The organism is Rhizobium johnstonii 3841 (assembly GCF_000009265.1).
GTDB lineage: Bacteria > Pseudomonadota > Alphaproteobacteria > Rhizobiales > Rhizobiaceae > Rhizobium > Rhizobium acaciae.
The window spans coordinates 4351184-4368593 of the sequence record NC_008380.1 but is presented as its reverse complement, the minus strand read 5'-3'; the positions used below and the strand labels follow the sequence as shown (position 1 = coordinate 4368593).

The following is a 17410-nucleotide window of genomic DNA, read 5'->3' as shown; positions in this document are numbered from 1 at the left end:
ATGCTGCAGATCTATTGCCCCTACTGTCAGGAAGAGCGCTCCGAGCTCGAATTTCGTGGCGCGGGTGACGCGCATATCGCGCGGCCCGCCGATATCGCCTCGATTTCGGACGAGGAGTTCGAGTCCTATTTCTTTATCCGCGACAATCCGAAGGGGCTGATCTTCGAACGCTGGCGGCATATTCACGGCTGCGGGCGCTTCTTCAATGCGGCGCGCGATACGGTGACCGACAAGTTCATCGTGACCTACAAGGCGGGTGAACCAAAGCCTGAGATCGGTGCGGCGGCCGCGCAGCATGGGCCTGTCGAGACATATGAAGCCGTGGAAGGAGAGGCGCAATGAGCGGCGTGAACCGTATCGCCGGCAAGGGGCGCCTGACACCGGCCAGGACCGCGCGTTTCAGCTTCGACGGCAAGAGCTATACGGCGCTCGAAGGTGATACCGTGGCCTCGGCGCTGATCGCCAACGGCGTGCATCTTCTGGGACGTTCGTTCAAATATCACCGGGCCCGCGGTATTCTGTCGGCAGGGGCCGAGGAGCCGAACGCGCTGATCGACGTTTCCCGCGATACGGCGCGCAAGCAGCCGAACGTGCGCGCCACCGTGCAGGAAGTCTTCGACGGCATGATCGTCAGCTCGCAGAACCGCTGGCCCTCGCTTGCCTTCGACGTCGGCGCGGTCAACAACCTGATGTCGCCGTTCTTCGCCGCCGGTTTCTACTACAAGACCTTCATGTGGCCGCGCGCCGCCTGGAAACACGTCTACGAACCGCTCATCCGTCGTGCCGCCGGCCTCGGCGTCGCCCCGACGGAGGAGGATCCGGACCATTATGCCAGCCGCTATGCCCATTGCGACGTGCTGGTGGTCGGCGCCGGTGTTGCCGGGCTTTCGGCGGCGCTGGCTGCGGCCGAGACCGGCGCGCGGGTGATCCTTTGCGACGAACAGGCGGAAGCCGGCGGCGCGTTGCGCTACGATGTCGGGGTAAGGATCGACGGACAGGACGGCAATAGCTGGGCACAGAAGGCTGTGGCGCGGCTGAAGGCGATGGACAATGTCGAGGTGCTGGTCCGCACGACCGCCTTCGGCTACTACAACCACAATTTCGTCGGTCTTGCCGAGCGCGTCACCGATCATATCGCCAAGCCTGCCCGCGATCTGCCGCGCGAGCGGCTTTGGCAGGTCCGGGCGAAGCGCGTGATCCTCGCCACCGGCGCGATCGAGCGGCACATGGTATTTCCGAACAACGACCGGCCGGGCATCATGCTCGCCTCGGCGGGGCGGATGTATCTCAATCATTACGGCGTTGCGGTCGGGACCAAGGTCGGCATCTACACGGCGCACGACTCGGCCTATGAGGCGGCTTTCGACCTGAAACGATCAGGCGTGTCGATCGCCGCCATCGTCGATTGCAGGCAGACGCCGGGGGCGGCAGTGCTGGAGGAGGCGCGGGCGCTCGGCATCGACGTTCTGGCCGGCCAGTCGGTCGTCAACACGTCAGGGCGGCTGCGTATCTCGTCGATGACGGTGGCGCGCAACGGCGGCGGTTCGCCGCGCAAGATCGCGGTCGATGCGCTGCTGGTTTCGGCCGGCTGGACGCCGTCCGTCCATCTGTTCTCGCAGTCGCGCGGCAAAGTGGCCTTCGATGCAGAAAGCCAGCGTTTCCTGCCCGGCTCCTATGCGCAGGACTGCCTCTCGGTCGGCGCCTGCAACGGCACCGACGATCTGCAGCGGACGATCGAGGAATCGCTTGCCGCCGGCGAGCTGATGGCGCAGGCCACCGGCAGAAGCAGCGGCGAGAAGATCGCAATTTCGGCCGAACAGGCCTATGACTGGACGGGCGGCATGATCGGCGCGGCCGAAGGCGCCGGGCCGAAGACCAACGCCAAGGCCTTCATCGATTTCCAGCATGACGTCTGCGCCAAGGATATCCGCCTTGCCGTGCGCGAGGGCATGCATTCCATCGAGCATATCAAGCGCTTCACGACCAACGGCATGGCCTCGGACCAGGGCAAGCTGTCCAACATGCATGGCCTGGCGATTGCCGCCGAAATGCTCGGCAAGGAAATCCCGCAGGTCGGGCTTACCACCTTCCGTGCGCCCTATACGCCGGTCACCTATGGTACGCTGATCGGTCATTCGCGCGGAGAGCTGTTCGATCCGACGCGCAAGACGCCGCTGCACGGCTGGGAAGAAGCCCATGGCGCGGTCTTCGAGGATGTCGGCAACTGGAAGCGTGCCTGGTTCTATCCGCAGGCTGGCGAGACCATGCATCAGGCGGTTTCTCGCGAATGCCGGACGGCACGCGAGGCGGCCGGTATCTTCGACGCCTCGACGCTCGGCAAGATCGAGGTGGTGGGGCCGGATGCGGCGGAGTTCCTCAACCTCATCTACACCAATGCCTGGGATACGCTGAAGCCCGGCAAGGCCCGCTACGGCATCATGACCCGCGAGGATGGCTTCGTTTATGACGACGGCGTTGTCGGACGCCTGGCGGACGACCGTTTCCATGTGACGACCACGACCGGCGGTGCGCCGCGCGTTCTGCATCACATGGAAGATTACCTGCAGACGGAATTCCCGCATCTGAAGGTATGGCTGACCTCGGTGACCGAACAATGGGCTGTCATCGCCGTGCAGGGGCCGAAGGCGCGCGAGATCGTCGCGCCGCTGGTCGAAGGGCTCGACCTTTCGAACGAAGCCTTCCCGCATATGAGCGTTGCCGAGTGCACGGTCTGCGGCGTGCCGGCGCGGCTCTTCCGCGTCTCGTTCACCGGCGAAACCGGCTTCGAAATTAACGTCCCGGCCGATTACGGCCAGTCGGTGCTCGAAGCGGTCTGGGCCAATGCCGAGCCGCTCGGCGCCTGCGTCTACGGCACGGAGACGATGCACGTTCTTCGCGCCGAGAAAGGCTACATCATCGTCGGGCAGGATACGGATGGGACGGTGACCCCCGATGACGCCGGGCTTTCCTGGGCGGTTTCGAAGAAAAAGACGGATTTCGTCGGCATTCGCGGGTTGAAGCGGCCGGATCTCGTCAAGGACGGGCGCAAGCAGCTCGTCGGCCTCGTCACCAAGGACCCGAAGCTGGTGCTCGAAGAAGGCGCGCAGATCGTCGCGAGCCCGAACGAGCCGAAGCCGATGACCATGCTCGGCCACGTCACATCAGCCTATTGGTCGGAAAATTGCGGCCGGTCGATCGCCTTCGCGCTCGTCGCCGGCGGCCGGGCGCGGATGGGCGAGACGCTTTATGTGCCGATGCCGGACCGGACGATCGCCGTCGAAGTGACGGATCTTGTATTCTTTGACAAGGAAGGGGGCCGCATCCATGGCTGATGTCGCAATTCGCAAACCGGTGCTGGCCGGACGTCTCGGCGGCTCCGCAGCGGTGCGGCTGACGACCGCTCCCACTGCCAGCCGGGTGGCGCTGCGCGCGCCGGCCGAATCGCGCGCGGCACTTTCCTCTGCTCTCGGTCTGACGTTGCCGGATGCCCCGAAGACATCCGGCCGGGCCGGCGCCCGATCGGCGCTCTGGATTGGCCCTGACGAGTGGCTGGTGATCGATGAGGCCGGCGCCGATCTGATGGCAGCACTTTCCGACGCCGGCACGCTACATTCGGCGACCGACGTTTCCCACCGCAATGTCGCGATCATCGTCTCGGGACCGGGTGCCGAGGCGACGCTTTCGGCCGGCTGCCCGCAGGACCTGTCGCTTTCTTCCTTTCCCATCGGCGCCGCATCGCGCACGATTTTCGGCAAAGCGGAAATCGTGCTTTTCCGTACGGAAGAAGACACGTTCCGGGTGGAGTGCTGGCGGTCGTTTTCGGATTATGTCTTCGGGCTGCTGAACGAGGCGGCCGAAGACGCGGGGCACTGAGTCTCAGCGAATCGCGGGCGCGCGCTCATTCAAGAGGTAAGCGAATGCTGCACCGTGCCTCCCTCGGCGTTTCCGACATCGAGCGATCGGCGGCATTTTACGATGCCGCCCTTGCCGCGCTCGGTTATATCAGGGTCTGGGACGATATCAGGCCAGGACAAACGGGACAGGCCGTCGGCTATGGCCTTCCCGGCGGCGGAGACAAACTGGCGATCAAACATCGCCCGGACGGCCAGCGTGCGCCCGGTCCCGGCTTTCATCTCGCTTTTGCCGCTCCGAACCGGCAGGCGGTCGATCGGTTTCATGCGGCGGCAATCGCGCATGGCGGCGGTGATAATGGCCGTCCCGGGCTGCGGTCCCATTACGGTGAGCACTATTATGCGGCGTTCGTCATGGATCCCGACGGACACGCTCTCGAAGCCGTGTTCAATTCGGCCGAGTAACAAAAGCAACGTTGCTCAGACGTCGTCGGGACGGTCCTTCGGGTCGAATTGGATGATGGTGATCCATTTTGCCGTCAGCGCCGGCTTCTTCTCGTTTTCGATCTCGATCGTGACGTCATAGGTGGTCATCAGCATGCCGGCGCCGCGGAAGCGGGCTTCGGAAAGCAGGAAGCGGCCGCGGACGCGGGCGCCGCTTTTCACCGGCGTCATGAAGCGGACGCGATCGAAGCCGTAGTTGATACCGAGGGTCTGCTCACGCACTTTCGGCAGGCAGTTGTAGTTCATCGTCGACAGCAGGGACAGGGTCAGGAAGCCGTGGGCGATGGTGCCGCCGAAGGGGCTCTCGGCCGCCGCGCGCTCAGGATCGACGTGGATGAACTGATGGTCGTCGGTCGCCGACGCGAAAGCGTCGATCATCGTCTGGTCGACGGTGACCCAATCCGAAAGGCCCGTTTCCATGCCGATCAATCCCCGCACGTCGGAGAGTGAAATTTCCGTGACCATGAATTCCTCGTGAAATAAGCCGCCGCGGCAAAGCCTTATCGTGCATTTGTGACGATTGCGACAAGGATTTGCGCGAGGGAGGGGAGGCGGTCAATTTTCTACGAAAAAGGCAATCGAGCGCGGCTCGACGGTTGCGCGGCCACCAGTTTTCTTCGCTCCATCGGGGGTCAACTGGCGCCAGCCCGGTTCGCCCTCAGACGGCAGCGTGAAAAATTGGCGGCTCCCCGAGCGATTGAAAAGCACACCAAGCCGGGTCTGCCTGCCGCTAGAGGAGCGGTCGCCGGTCGATAACAGCATGCCGAGGGTGGAAAGCGACGGCGTCTCCCATTCGGCAACGGTCATCGGCTCCCCGGAGAGCGAGATCCATTCGACATCGCCGTTTCCTGACAGGAAGTCCCTTTCGGAGAAGACGGTGAAGCGGCGCCGCAGCCCCGCCACGAAGGTGGTGTGGGCGATGAGATCCCCGTCCAGCGCCTTCCAGTCCAGCCAGGTGATCTCGTTATCCTGGCAATAGGCGTTGTTGTTGCCGTGCTGGCTGCGGCCGCCCTCGTCGCCCGCCGTCAGCATGATGCTGCCGCGGGTGACAAAAAGCGTTGATATCAGCGCCATCACATCGTCCCGGCGACGCTTGCGGATCGTCGGATAGACGGTTTCCCCCTCGACGCCGTTGTTCCAGGAGTGGTTCTCGTTATGGCCGTCGCGATTGTGTTCGCCGTTGGCGTCGTTGTGCTTTCCGGCATAGGAGACGAGATCGATCAGCGTGAAACCGTCATGGGCGGCGAGGAAATTGACGCTGCGCGTCTCCTTGCCCTCATTGCGGGAGAAGATGTCGGAGGAGCCGGCGAGTGCGGTTGCCAGCGCGCCGGTCTTCCAACCGTCGCCGCGCCAGTAGCAGCGCAGGTCGTCACGAACCCGGTCGTTCCATTCAAGGAAGTGGGGCGGGAAATTGCCGAGCTGGTAACCGCCCGGGCCGATATCCCAGGGCTCGGCGATCATGATTCGGTCGGCAAGCACATCGTCGGAGAGGATCGCGGCCAGTGTTCCGTCGCGTTCGAAGCCGGTCGCGGTGCGGCCGAGCACCGGGGCGAGATCGAAGCGAAAACCGTCGACGCCGGCGTTGAGCACGAAATGGCGCAGGCTGTCGATGACGAGGCGGCGAACTTCGGGATGATCGCAGGCGAGCGTGTTGCCGGTGCCTGTGTCGTTGACGAGTTCGCCCGGGCAATTCTGCGCATGGCGATAATAATGCAGGTTGTCGAGGCCGCGCAGCGACAGCGTCGCGCCATAACGGTCGCTCTCGCCGGTGTGGTTGAAGACGAGGTCGAGGATGACGGCGATGCCTTCGGCATGGAGGGCCGCGACCGTCTCGCGCAGCTCCGTCATGCCGCCAGGGACGAGCCGCGGATCGAGCGCCATGAAGGCGACGGGATTGTAGCCCCAGCCGTTGGTGAGGCCGAGCGGCGGCAAGTGGCGTTCGTCGATCCAGGCGGTGATCGGCATCAGTTCGACGGCATCGACGCCGATGCGCTTCAGATGCGCGACGACGGAGGGATGGGCAAGCGCTGCGACCGTGCCGCGCTCAGCCTCCGGCACATCTGGATGGAGAATGGTGAAGGGCCGCACCGCCACCTCATAGATAAAGCCGCCCGGCTTGAACAGCGGCTTGCGGATCGCGGCTCGGGTATCGGTGGTGACGATTGCCTTCGGCATCAGATCCTGGCTGTCCTCGCCATAGATGCCGAGGCGGGGATCGTAGCGGAACGGCCGGTCGATCTCCTTGGCGTAGGGATCGATCAGCAGTTTGGAAGGATCGTACCAGAGGCCGTTATCGGGCGCATAGATACCGTCGGCGCGATAGCCGTAGCGCGCGCCCGCCTTCAGTCCGTCGACAAAGAGACGATGGAAGTAGTTGCTGTCGCGTGCCATCGGCAGGCGCGCGAATTCCCTGTTGCCGTCATCCTCGAAGAGGCAGAGTTCGATCTGTGCGGCATGATGCGACCATACGGCAAATTCGACGCCGGTCTCGAAGACGATCGCGCCGGCCTGCGCCGAACTGTTCCCCCGCATGTTCCCCCCGGATCAGGTGATCACGGTTGGCGCATCGCGTCCCGTGCGTTCACGAATGCTGGCAATGCTTTCGGCGGCGGCGATCAGATCGGCGAGCGCTTCCTGCGTTTCGATGTTGTGGCGAGTCGAATCCGGCTCGTAGCGCTCGATATAGACACGCAAGGTTGCGCCAGACGTGCCGGTGCCGGACAGGCGGAAGACGACGCGCGAACCGCCCTCGAAGAGCACACGGACCCCTTGATGCTCACTCACCGATTTGTCGATCGGATCGTGGTAGGCGAAGTCGTCGGCCTTCTCGACCTTCAGGCTGCCGAAGCTCTTGCCGGGCAGGGTGGGAAGCTGGCTGCGGAGATTGTCCACCAGGCCGTTCGCCGCATCGGTGTCGAGGCCTTCATAATCGTGGCGTGAATAATAATTGCGGCCATAGGTCTGCCAGTGCTGGGTGACGATGTCGGCGACGCTCTCGCCGCGCACGGCAAGAATGTTCAGCCATAGCAGCACGGCCCACAGACCATCCTTTTCGCGGACGTGGCTGGAGCCCGTGCCGGAGCTTTCCTCACCGCAGATCGTCGCCATGCCGGCGTCGAGCAGGTTGCCGAAGAATTTCCAGCCGGTCGGCGTTTCATACATGCCGATGCCGCGCTTTTCGGCGACGCGGTCGGCAGCACCCGATGTCGGCATCGAGCGGGCGATGCCGGCGAGGCCGCCGGAATAGCCGGGGGCGAGATTGGCGTTGGCGGCGAGGATCGCCAGGCTGTCGGAAGGTGTGACGAAGATGCCGCGGCCGATGATCAGGTTGCGGTCGCCGTCGCCGTCGGAAGCGGCGCCGAAATCGGGCGCGTCATCGCCCATCATCTCATCGAAGAGTTCCTTGCAGTGCACCGGGTTCGGGTCCGGATGATGGCCGCCGAAATCCGGCAGCGGCATGAAATTGCGCACCGAACCCGAGGGAGCGCCGAGACGATTTTCGAAGATTTCCTTGGCATAGGGACCGGTGACGGCGCTCATCCCATCGAAGGCAATGCGGAAGCCGAGGCTGATCAGGTTGCGGATGGCGCCGAAATCGAACAGCTCTTCCATCAGCGTGGCATAGTCCTCGACCGGATCGATGACCGAGAGGATCGTGCCGCCGGGAAGCTCGTCCTTGCCGATGCGGTCGAGATTGACGTCGGCGAAATCGGCGATCTTGTAGCTGTCGATCGTCTTGGAGCGCGCATAGATCGCGTCGGTGATCTTTTCCGGCGCCGGGCCGCCATTGTTGATGTTGTATTTGATGCCGAAATCTTCGGTCGGGCCGCCGGGATTGTGGCTGGCGGAGAGGATGATGCCGCCGAAAGCCTTGTATTTGCGGATAATGTGGGAAGCGGCCGGCGTCGACAGGATACCGCCCTTGCCGACCATGACCTTGCCGAAGCCATTGGCCGCGGCCATCTTGACCGCCTTCTGGATGACTTCGCGATTGTAGTAGCGTCCGTCGCCGCCGATGACGAGGCACTTGCCCTGATAGCCTTCCAGCGAATCGAAGATCGACTGGATGAAGTTCTCCGCATAGTTCGGCTGCTGGAAGACCGGAACCTTCTTGCGCAGGCCCGACGTGCCGGGTTTCTGGTCCAGATAGGGAGTGGTGGGGACGGACTTGATCATTTTAGGTCACATGCCTTTCGAGACGAGGCTTGAATAGAGGGCAGCGTAGCGTTCGGCGCTCTTCTCCCAGGAGACATCCGATTTCATGCCCTGCTTTTGCAATTGGGTCCAGAGTTTTCGGTCCTGATAAAAATGCATCGCACGGCGGATTGCCTGTAGCATGCCTGTTTCGGTCACGGGGGCAAATTGTATGCCGGTTGCGACTTTCGCTGCAAGTGCGGCATGATTGGCGTCGATCACCGTGTCGTTCAACCCGCCGGTGCGGGCGACGATCGGCACGCAGCCGTAACGCAGGCCATAAAGCTGGGTCAGGCCGCAGGGTTCGAAGCGCGAGGGGATGATGATCGCATCGCAACCGGCCTGCATCAGGTGCGACATCGGCTCGTTATAGCCGATCGAGACGCCGACGCGGCCGGGATGGCGGCTGGCGGAGGCGAGCAGCGCGCCTTCAAGGGCGGCTTCGCCGGAGCCGAGCACGACGAGCTTACCGCCCATGGCGACGATCTCATCGGCGACATTTGCGACGATATCCATGCCCTTCTGCCAGGTCAGACGGCTGATGACGCAGAAGATCGGGGCGTCGTCATTGTCGAGACCGAAGAATTCGGCGATCGAGCGCCGGTTCTCCTCGCGGTTCTTCAGCGTCGTCTGGCCATAATGGGTGTGGACGACAGGATCGGTCGCCGGGTTCCAGATATCGGTGTCGATGCCGTTGACGATGCCGTGCAGATCGTCGACGCGGCTCGCGATGACACCCTCCAGTCCCATGCCGAATTCCGACGTCAGGATCTCATCGGCATAGGTCGGGCTGACCGTGGTGATCGCATGGGCAGTCTTCAGGCCGCCCTTAAGGAAGCCGACAGTGCCGTAATATTCGATGCTTTCGGTGGTGAAGGCGTGGGCAGGCAGGCGCAGGCCGGCAAAGATTTCGGAACCGAACTGGCCCTGGAAGGCGATGTTGTGAATGGTCAGCACGCTCGGCAGTTCCGGCGTCGGATAATAACGCATATAGACTGACGTCAGCGCCGCCTGCCAGTCGTGGGTATGGACGAGATCCGGCCGCCAGCCGGGCATCAGGCCGGCGGCGATCTCGGAAGCAGCGAGCGACAGGGCGGCGAAACGACGCCAGTTGTCCGGATAGTCCTTGCCGAGCGGATCGAGATAAGGCCCGCCCGGCCTGTCGTAATAGGCCGGCGCATCGAGGATGAGCAGATCGAGGCCCTCATGCTGGACCTCGAGCACGGTCGCCCGCTCACCAAGCAGGTCGGGGAATTCGAGCCTGATGACGGCGTCGCGAATGACCTTCATGACGGCGGGATAGCCGGGTAGAAGGGTCTTGGTCTCGACCCCGAAGGCTTTCAGAGCAATCGGCAGGGCGCCGGACACATCGGCCAGACCCCCTGTCTTGATCAAGGGGAAGACTTCGGACGAAACCGAAAGAACTTTCATAAGTCAGATATCCAGCTTGTCGATCATCGGTTGCGTGATCAGGCAGATGCCGCTTTCCGTCCGCCGGAAGCGCTTGGCATCGAGCTCGGCATCCTCGCCGACGACCAGGCCTTCCGGAATGACGACACCATGGTCGATCACCACATTCTTGAGCTGCGCGCGCCGTCCGATCTTCACGTTCGGCAGAATGACCGCTCCTTCCATCTTGGAGAAGGAGTTCGCCCTGACACCGGTGAAGAGCAGGCTGTTGTTCAGCATGGCGCCCGAGATGATGCAGTCGCCTGACACAACGGAGGAGGTGGCCGAGCCGCGGCGATCCTCGTCGTCATGGACGAATTTCGCCGGCGGGGTGATCTCGGCATAGGTCCAGATCGGCCAGGACTTGTCGTAGATATCGAGCTCCGGAACGATTGCGGTCAGGTCGATATTGGCCTGCCAATAGGCGTCGATCGTGCCGACGTCGCGCCAGTAGGGCTCGTGCTCGAAATCCGAACGGACGCAGGACTTGGCGAAGCGGTGGGCGACCGCCTTACCGTTCTTGACGATATAGGGGATGATGTCCTTGCCGAAGTCGCGGCTCGAGTTCGGGTCGGCGGCGTCGCGGCGCAGCGCATCGAGCAGGAACTTGGTGTGGAAGACGTAGATGCCCATCGAGGCGAGGGCGAAATCCGGCTTGTCGGGAATGGGCGGCGGATCGGCCGGCTTCTCGACGAAGGCGATGATCTCGTCCTTGTCGTTGACATGCATGACGCCGAAGCCGACCGCTTCCATACGCGGTACTTCCAGGCAGCCGATGGTGACGTCGGCGCCGGAATCGACGTGCTGCTGCAGCATCCATTCATAGTCCATCTTATAGACGTGGTCGCCGGCAAGAATGACCATGTATTCGACGCCGTAGTCCTGGATGATGTCGATGTTCTGATAGACGGCGTCGGCCGTGCCTTCATACCATTGCGTCTCGGAGACGCGCTGGCTGGCCGGCAGAATATCGAAGCTCTCGTTGCGCTCGGGGCGGAAGAAGTTCCAGCCGCGCTGCATGTGGCGGATCAGCGAATGCGCCTTGTATTGCGTGGCGACGCCGATGCGGCGGATGCCGGAATTCAGGGCGTTCGACAGGGCGAAATCGATGATGCGGGCCTTGCCGCCGAAATAGACGGCCGGCTTGGCACGCCGGTCGGTGAGTTCCTTGAGACGGCTTCCCCTGCCGCCCGCCAGAACATAAGCCATTGCATCGCGGGCAAGTGGCTGAACGCGCTTTTCTACCATTTTCTCCTCCCACCAGTCACTAATTTTCAGGTTCAAGCATGATTGTCGCCAAGGGCGGCAAGGTAATCGAGCAGGTGATGTTGCCGCCGGCATCGACGGCCTGCACGCGCCCGCCATTGCCCTTGCCGCTGCCGCCGTAGATGTCGGCATCGGTGTTCAGGATTTCCCGCCAGCGCCCTGCGGACGGCAGGCGGATCGAGTAATTCTCGCGATAGATAGGGGTGAAATTGGTGATGACGGCGACCGGCTTCTGGCCCGGCGCCTTGCGTAGCCAGGCAAAGACGGAATTCTGGTGGTCGTCGGCGACCAGCCATTCGAAACCTTCGCCCTCGCAGTCACGCGCATGCAGCGCCGGCTTGCTGCGATAGGTGAAATTGAGATCGCGGACCAGGCGCCGCATGCCCTCGTGCATGCGATACTGAAGCAGGTTCCAGTCGAGTGCCTTCTCTTCGCTCCACTCGCTCCACTGGGCGAATTCCTGGCCCATGAACAGCAGCTTCTTGCCGGGATAGCCCCACATATAGGCGTAGTAGGCACGCAGATTGGCGAACTTCTGCCAGTCGTCGCCCGGCATCTTGGCGATCAGCGAGCCTTTTCCGTGCACAACCTCGTCATGCGAGAGCGGCAGGACGAAATTTTCCGAATAGGCGTAGAGCAGGCCGAAGGTGAGTTCGTTGTGATGGTGCCCGCGATAGATGGGATCACGGCTCATGTAGCTCAGCGTGTCGTGCATGAAGCCCATGTTCCACTTGAAGCCGAAGCCGAGGCCGCCTTCATGAACGGGCTGCGAGACCTTCGGCCAGGAGGTCGATTCCTCGGCGATGGTCATGACGTTGGAATTTTTGCCATAGATGCGGATGTTGAGATCCTGCAGAAAACGGACCGCTTCGAGGTTCTCGTTGCCGCCATATTCGTTCGGGATCCACTCGCCGTGCTTGCGCGAATAATCGAGGTAGAGCATCGAAGCGACGGCATCGACACGCAGACCGTCGAGGTGGAATTTTTCGGCCCAGTAGAGCGCGTTGTTGACAAGATAGGAAACGACCTCGGTGCGGCCGAAATTGTAGATCGCCGTGCTCCAGTCCGGGTGGAAGCCCTTGCGCGGATCTTCGTGCTCGTAGAGTGCCGTGCCGTCGAACCAGCCGAGACCGTGTTCGTCGGTCGGAAAATGCGCCGGCACCCAGTCGAGGATGACGCCGATGCCGACCTTGTGGCAGCCGTTGACGAAACGGGCAAAACCCTCCGGCTCGCCGAAACGAGCGGTCGGCGCATAGAGGCCGGTCGTCTGGTAACCCCAGGAGGGGTCGTAGGGGTACTCGGTGATCGGCAGGAATTCGATATGGGTGAAGCCCATGTCTGCGCAATAGGGGATGAGGCTGGAGGCGAGCTCGTCCCAGGACAGCATCGTGCCGTCCTGCCGGCGTTGCCAGGAGGCGGCATGCACCTCGTAGATCGAGATCGGCTGGCGGCGCTTGTCGGTCTCGCGCCAGTGCTTCAGATGGGCCTCGTCTTCCCACTCCTGCTCCAGCTCGGCGGCGGTGACCGAGGCGGTCTTCGGCCGCAGCTCGCTGCGGCGCGCGAAGGGATCGGCCTTCAGCGGCAGCAATACGCCGTCCTGGCCGCGGATCTCGAACTTGTAGGCAACGCCGATCGGTACGTCAGGGGCAAAGATTTCCCAGATGCCGCTATCCGAGCGGAAGCGCATGACGTGGCGGCGGCCGTCCCAATTGTTGAAATCACCGACGACCGAGACGCGCTGCGCGTTCGGCGCCCAGACGGCGAAATGGATGCCCTGCGCGCCGTCATGCTTGATGAGGTGGGCGCCCATCTTGTCGAACAGGCGCAGGTGCGAGCCCTCGCGGGCGAAATAATCGTCCATCGGTCCGAGCACCGGACCGAAGCTATAGGGATCGGTGACAGCCCATTCGGCATCGCCGCGCCGGGCGCGGTAACGCACCGGCTGGAGCTTTGTGAGGGAAACCGGGCCGGCAAAGACGCCGTCGGCATGGAGCTGCTTCAGTTCGCCGATGACGCCGCCGTCGAGCGTCATGGCGGTCACCTCCTCGGCGCCCGGGATGAAGCATCTGGCGACGAAAGCGTCGCCGGCCTGGTGCACACCTAGGACGGCAAAGGGATTGGAATGCGAACCGGCAAGGATTGCCGTGATTTCATCTGCCGAAATTTCCCAGGAAAGCTTTACTTCAGGGACGGTTTTCGGCGTTTTCATCCGGCTCTCCAGATTTCGTCTGCATATTGCCTGATCGTACGGTCGGAAGAGAACCAGCCCATCCGCGCCGTATTGTTGATCGTCTTGGTGTACCAGGCGGACTGGTTGGTCCAGATCTGGTCGACCTCGCGCTGGGCTTGGGCATAGGCGTCAAAATCGGCTGCGACCATGAACCAGTCGTGCGAATAGATGCCGTCGATCAGCGACGTATAGCGGTTGCGGTCATCGGGCGAGAAGACGCCGGAGCCGATAGCGGCAAGCGCCTGGGCGAGTTCGCGCGATCCCTCGATGATGGCGCGTGGATTGTGGCCATCACTGCGGACTTTCGACACCTCGTCGGCCTTGAGGCCGAAGATGACGATGTTGTCCTCGCCGACATTGTCGCGCATCTCGACATTGGCGCCATCGAGCGTGCCGATCGTCAGCGCGCCATTGAGGCCGAACTTCATGTTGCCGGTGCCGGATGCTTCCATGCCGGCGGTCGAGATCTGCTCCGAGAGGTCGGCGGCCGGAACCATGACTTCGGCGAGCGAGACATTGTAGTTCGGGACGAAGACGATCTTCAGCAGGCCGCGTACCGACGGGTCGTTGTTGATCGTGCGGGAGACGTCGTTGATCAGCTTGATGATGAGCTTGGCATTATAGTAACTCGGCGCCGCCTTGCCGGCGAAGAGTTTCACGCGCGGCACCCAGTCGAGCTCGGGATGCGAGCGGATCTGGTCGTAGAGCGCGACGGCTTCGATGATATTCAGCAGCTGGCGCTTGTATTCGTGGATGCGCTTGATCTGGATGTCGAACATCGCCGACGGATCGAGCTTCACGCCCATGCGGCTGGCGACGAGGTTGGAGAGTGCCACCTTGTTGGCGCGCTTTATCGCTGCGAATTTCTGCTGGAAAGCCGGATCGGAGGAATGCACGTCGAGCGCACGCAGCTTCTCGGCATCATCGAGGAATTCGTCGCCGATCGCTTCGCGGATCAGGCCGGTGAGACCGGGATTGCACTGCTGCAGCCAGCGGCGCGGCGTGATGCCGTTGGTCTTGTTGTTGATGCGGTCGGGATAGAGCTTGTGCAGGTCGGCGAAGACCGTGACCTTCATCAGGTCGGTGTGCAGAGCCGAGACGCCGTTGATCGAATGCGAGCCGACGAAAGCGAGGTTGCCCATGCGCACGCGGCGGTCGCCGCTTTCATCGATCAGCGAGATCGAGCGGATTTCCCCATCGGAGAAGTTCTTGCCTTTGCGAGCGTCGATCAGGATCTTGGCATTGATCGCATAGATGATCTGCATGTGGCGGGGCAGCAGACGCTCGAACAGCGGCACCGCCCAGCTTTCCAGCGCTTCGGGCAGAAGCGTGTGGTTGGTGTAGGAGAAGGTGCGGCGGGTGATGTCCCAGGCCTGGTCGAAATCCATCCCGTGCACGTCACAGAGCAGACGCACGAGTTCGGCGACCGATACGGCGGGGTGAGTGTCGTTCAGCTGGATCGCCACCTTGTCCGGCAGCGAGGTGAAATCGTCATATTGCTGCAGATGGCGGCGCAGGATGTCCTGTAGCGAGGCCGACGAGAAGAAGAATTCCTGGCGCAGGCGCAGTTCCTGGCCGGCCGGGGTGGCGTCGGCAGGATAGAGAACCCGGGTCAGGCTTTCGGCCTTGTTGCTTTCGCGCAGCGCCCCGATGTGGTCGCCGGCGTTGAAGGCATCGAGCAGGATCGGATCGATCGGCTGAGCCGACCAGAGGCGCAACGTGTTGACGCGCTTGCCGCGCCAGCCGACGGCCGGCGTGTCGAAGGCGGCGGCGATGACGCGCTCGGCCGGTTTCCAGACGTAGCGCGGCTGGTCGTCATGGGTGGTAATGAATTCGACGGCGCCGCCGAAGCCGATTTCATAGGCGCTTTCGCGGCGCTCGAATTCCCAGGGATTGCCGTGGGCGAGCCAGTTTTCCGGCAGTTCCACCTGCCAGCCGTCGGCCAGTTGCTGGCGGAAAAGGCCGTGGACATAGCGGATGCCGTAGCCATAGGCCGGAACCTCGACCGTCGCCATGCTCTCCATGAAACAGGCAGCCAGTCGGCCGAGGCCGCCGTTGCCGAGTGCGGCATCCGGCTCCAGGCCGGCAATGACGTTGACGTCGACGCCGAGCGAGGCGAGCGCATCGCGCACCTCCTCCATCAGTCCGAGGTTCGAGATGGCGTCGCGCATCAGGCGGCCGATCAGGAATTCGAGAGAAAGATAGTAGACGCGCTTGGCGCCGGTCGCATAAACCTCGCGGGTGGAAGCCATCCACTTGTCGATGATGCGGTCGCGCACCACCAGGATGGTCGCGGTCAGCCAGTCATGCGGCTTTGCCACCTTGGCATCCTTGCCGATGCGGTAGGTCAGACGTTCGATAATTTCTTCAGCGAGAATTTCCGGCCTTGAACTGCGAGGGGCGGGGGAGGGGATGATCGGCTTGGAAACAGTGTTCATCGTCAGGTCTCGCCAATTTTAATTTGGTTTCAGGATGTTATGCCTGATTCAATCAATTTGTCGCTTGCGCCGCCGACAGTTTATGCATCGTTACTAAGCACTTGCAACAAAGGATTTGGACAAACAAAAAATTTGCGAAACCTTCATATTCACGCGGGTCGAGGAGGTTGATTTCAATCGCTTTTCCCGATCTGTTGGGTGAGATAGCAATAACGAAAAGCCGCTCCGGTTTGTTCCGGAGCGGCTTTTTTCTACGTTGAGCTTTGGGCTGGGCAATCAATTGGTCAGCAGTGTGACAGCCTTCGTCGCCTCTTTTGCAATGCTGGTAAAGGATGCCACCAGCTTCTCCATCGTTTCGGCTTCATAGTAGTTTCCGCCCGGCGAAGCGCAGTACTGGAGCAACTGCTTGCCCTTGTCCGGTGCCATGAAGGCGACGGTAAAGATCTTGATGCCGGCTGTTTTGGTCGCGTCGCACTGGTTGCGCACGTTCTGGTCGAACGAACTTTGCCATACGCCTGTGTTGCCGGTCATCTCGCCGTCGGTCATCAGGATGATGTACCGAGATACAATTGTGTTGCCTTTGACAGCATGCGCTTGAGTCTCAACATCCGAGCCGTCCGAGGCTTTGGCAATAGAAAGAGTTGCCTGCCTCATCGGTTCGGTGGCGTCGGTGCCCCCGCTTGCTGTAATTCCGCTTACATAAGTTGCAGTCGTCGCCGTACCCCAGGCCATACCGCTCATGCTTTTGATCTGGGTCTTTTGCGAATTGTAAATGAGACCATTATTGTAGGAATAGGCACCGGTGCGTACGAGGCTGTGATCCGGATCGGCGGTGTCCAATGCATCAAAGAGGGCATCGGCAGCCTTTTTGAGCGCGTCAATCTTCGTGACGTAGGTTTTGCAATTCTTACCATTATAAGTCGCGCAGGTGGTCGTCTTTTCGCCCATCGAACCAGATTGGTCGAGCACCAGTTCCATCGAGAGAGCGGTCTTGGTATCGCTGGTGCCGCTCGAAGTCGAAGTCGAGGCGCCGATATTCAGCGTCTTGTAGCCAAGAACGCTCATGAATGGCGTGGCGGCAATCCCATAAGAGGTCGCGACGGTAACCTTATAGCTCTTGCTTGTTGCCGTCGCGCTGACGTCGATGTCGACGCTTGTTCCAGCCTTAATGCTGCTTATGGCGTCGGTGTCGACATAGTTGGCCATCTGGCCGCTTACGAAATCTTTGGCTATGGCCTCGGCGTCAGCAGTGGTCGAAGCTGCCCCACTGGCGAGTGCGGTCGCTGCCGCGAGAGCGGCCGAGTCGGTGGCTTCCTGCAACTCGCGCTTCGACAGAGCCATGTTCGAATAGTCGATCGCCAGGCCGGCGGCACCGAGCAGGACGGGCATCATGATCGCCGTCATTATACCGAAATTACCGCCACGGTCGCCAAGCATGCGACGCAGGCAGGGATGCAAAAAGGAGGTGCTCATCATGT

The 17410-nt window shown here is 62.0% G+C and carries 12 protein-coding genes; 4 read left to right on the top strand and 8 right to left on the bottom strand.

Annotated features, from left to right (window positions below; translation table 11 throughout):
• From RL_RS21270 to RL_RS21255, 4 genes are read left to right on the top strand one after another with little or no spacing between them, the layout of a single operon-like run.
• Positions 1–342 carry a sarcosine oxidase subunit delta gene (locus tag RL_RS21270; protein WP_011653532.1) on the top strand — a complete coding sequence of 114 codons (342 nt, stop codon included), beginning with the start codon at positions 1–3 and terminating at the stop codon, positions 340–342.
• Positions 339–3332 carry a sarcosine oxidase subunit alpha gene (locus tag RL_RS21265; RefSeq protein ID WP_011653531.1) on the top strand — a complete coding sequence of 998 codons (2994 nt, stop codon included), beginning with the start codon at positions 339–341 and terminating at the stop codon, positions 3330–3332. The genes RL_RS21270 and RL_RS21265 overlap by 4 nt, the downstream gene beginning before the upstream one ends.
• Entirely contained in the window at positions 3325–3873 is a 549-nt protein-coding gene (locus RL_RS21260; protein ID WP_011653530.1) for a sarcosine oxidase subunit gamma, read from the top strand. Before RL_RS21265 ends, RL_RS21260 begins: the two co-directional genes overlap by 8 nt.
• 44 nt (positions 3874–3917) lie before the next feature.
• Entirely contained in the window at positions 3918–4316 is a 399-nt protein-coding gene (locus RL_RS21255; RefSeq protein WP_011653529.1) for a VOC family protein, read from the top strand.
• Positions 4317–4331: 15 nt separating this feature from the next.
• Here the strand turns inward: RL_RS21255 and RL_RS21250 are convergent, their stop codons facing one another.
• The 8 genes from RL_RS21250 to RL_RS21215 form a co-directional block, all read right to left on the bottom strand.
• A complete protein-coding gene (locus RL_RS21250) occupies positions 4332–4820 on the bottom strand; it encodes a MaoC family dehydratase (RefSeq protein ID WP_011653528.1) in 489 nt (162 codons plus the stop codon).
• Between the two features lie 90 nt (positions 4821–4910).
• On the bottom strand, positions 4911–6887 hold the full coding sequence (glgX, locus tag RL_RS21245) for a glycogen debranching protein GlgX (protein ID WP_011653527.1): 1977 nt from the start codon (positions 6885–6887) through the stop codon (positions 4911–4913).
• A gap of 12 nt (positions 6888–6899) precedes the next feature.
• Positions 6900–8531, bottom strand: coding sequence for an alpha-D-glucose phosphate-specific phosphoglucomutase (locus RL_RS21240; RefSeq protein WP_011653526.1), 1632 nt, complete (start codon positions 8529–8531; stop codon positions 6900–6902).
• 6 nt (positions 8532–8537) lie between these two features.
• Positions 8538–9980: a glycogen synthase GlgA gene (gene glgA / locus RL_RS21235; protein WP_011653525.1), complete on the bottom strand. Its 1443-nt coding sequence runs from the start codon at positions 9978–9980 to the stop codon at positions 8538–8540.
• Positions 9981–9983: 3 nt separating this feature from the next.
• A complete protein-coding gene (gene glgC / locus RL_RS21230) occupies positions 9984–11246 on the bottom strand; it encodes a glucose-1-phosphate adenylyltransferase (RefSeq protein ID WP_011653524.1) in 1263 nt (420 codons plus the stop codon).
• A gap of 19 nt (positions 11247–11265) precedes the next feature.
• The gene (gene glgB / locus RL_RS21225) at positions 11266–13473 is read right to left on the bottom strand and encodes a 1,4-alpha-glucan branching protein GlgB (protein WP_011653523.1); all 2208 of its coding nucleotides are present in this window, start codon (positions 13471–13473) and stop codon (positions 11266–11268) included.
• Positions 13470–15932, bottom strand: a complete 2463-nt coding sequence (locus RL_RS21220; RefSeq protein ID WP_003542904.1) for a glycogen/starch/alpha-glucan phosphorylase — start codon at positions 15930–15932, stop codon at positions 13470–13472. Before RL_RS21220 ends, glgB begins: the two co-directional genes overlap by 4 nt.
• A gap of 276 nt (positions 15933–16208) precedes the next feature.
• Complete coding sequence (locus RL_RS21215; RefSeq protein WP_011653521.1) at positions 16209–17405, bottom strand: vWA domain-containing protein; 1197 nt, start codon at positions 17403–17405, stop codon at positions 16209–16211.
• Between the last annotated feature and the right edge of the window lie 5 nt (positions 17406–17410).

Coding starts and splice junctions, on each gene's coding strand:
- RL_RS21265 (WP_011653531.1), top strand. CDS start 339: ATGAGCGGCGTGAACCGTATCGCCGGCAAGGGGCGCCTGACACCGGCC.
- RL_RS21255 (WP_011653529.1), top strand. CDS start 3,918: ATGCTGCACCGTGCCTCCCTCGGCGTTTCCGACATCGAGCGATCGGCG.
- RL_RS21240 (WP_011653526.1), bottom strand. CDS start 8,531: ATGATCAAGTCCGTCCCCACCACTCCCTATCTGGACCAGAAACCCGGC.
- glgC (WP_011653524.1), bottom strand. CDS start 11,246: ATGGTAGAAAAGCGCGTTCAGCCACTTGCCCGCGATGCAATGGCTTAT.
- RL_RS21270 (WP_011653532.1), top strand. CDS start 1: ATGCTGCAGATCTATTGCCCCTACTGTCAGGAAGAGCGCTCCGAGCTC.
- RL_RS21260 (WP_011653530.1), top strand. CDS start 3,325: ATGGCTGATGTCGCAATTCGCAAACCGGTGCTGGCCGGACGTCTCGGC.
- RL_RS21215 (WP_011653521.1), bottom strand. CDS start 17,405: ATGAGCACCTCCTTTTTGCATCCCTGCCTGCGTCGCATGCTTGGCGAC.
- RL_RS21250 (WP_011653528.1), bottom strand. CDS start 4,820: ATGGTCACGGAAATTTCACTCTCCGACGTGCGGGGATTGATCGGCATG.
- glgA (WP_011653525.1), bottom strand. CDS start 9,980: ATGAAAGTTCTTTCGGTTTCGTCCGAAGTCTTCCCCTTGATCAAGACA.
- glgX (WP_011653527.1), bottom strand. CDS start 6,887: ATGCGGGGGAACAGTTCGGCGCAGGCCGGCGCGATCGTCTTCGAGACC.
- glgB (WP_011653523.1), bottom strand. CDS start 13,473: ATGAAAACGCCGAAAACCGTCCCTGAAGTAAAGCTTTCCTGGGAAATT.
- RL_RS21220 (WP_003542904.1), bottom strand. CDS start 15,932: ATGAACACTGTTTCCAAGCCGATCATCCCCTCCCCCGCCCCTCGCAGT.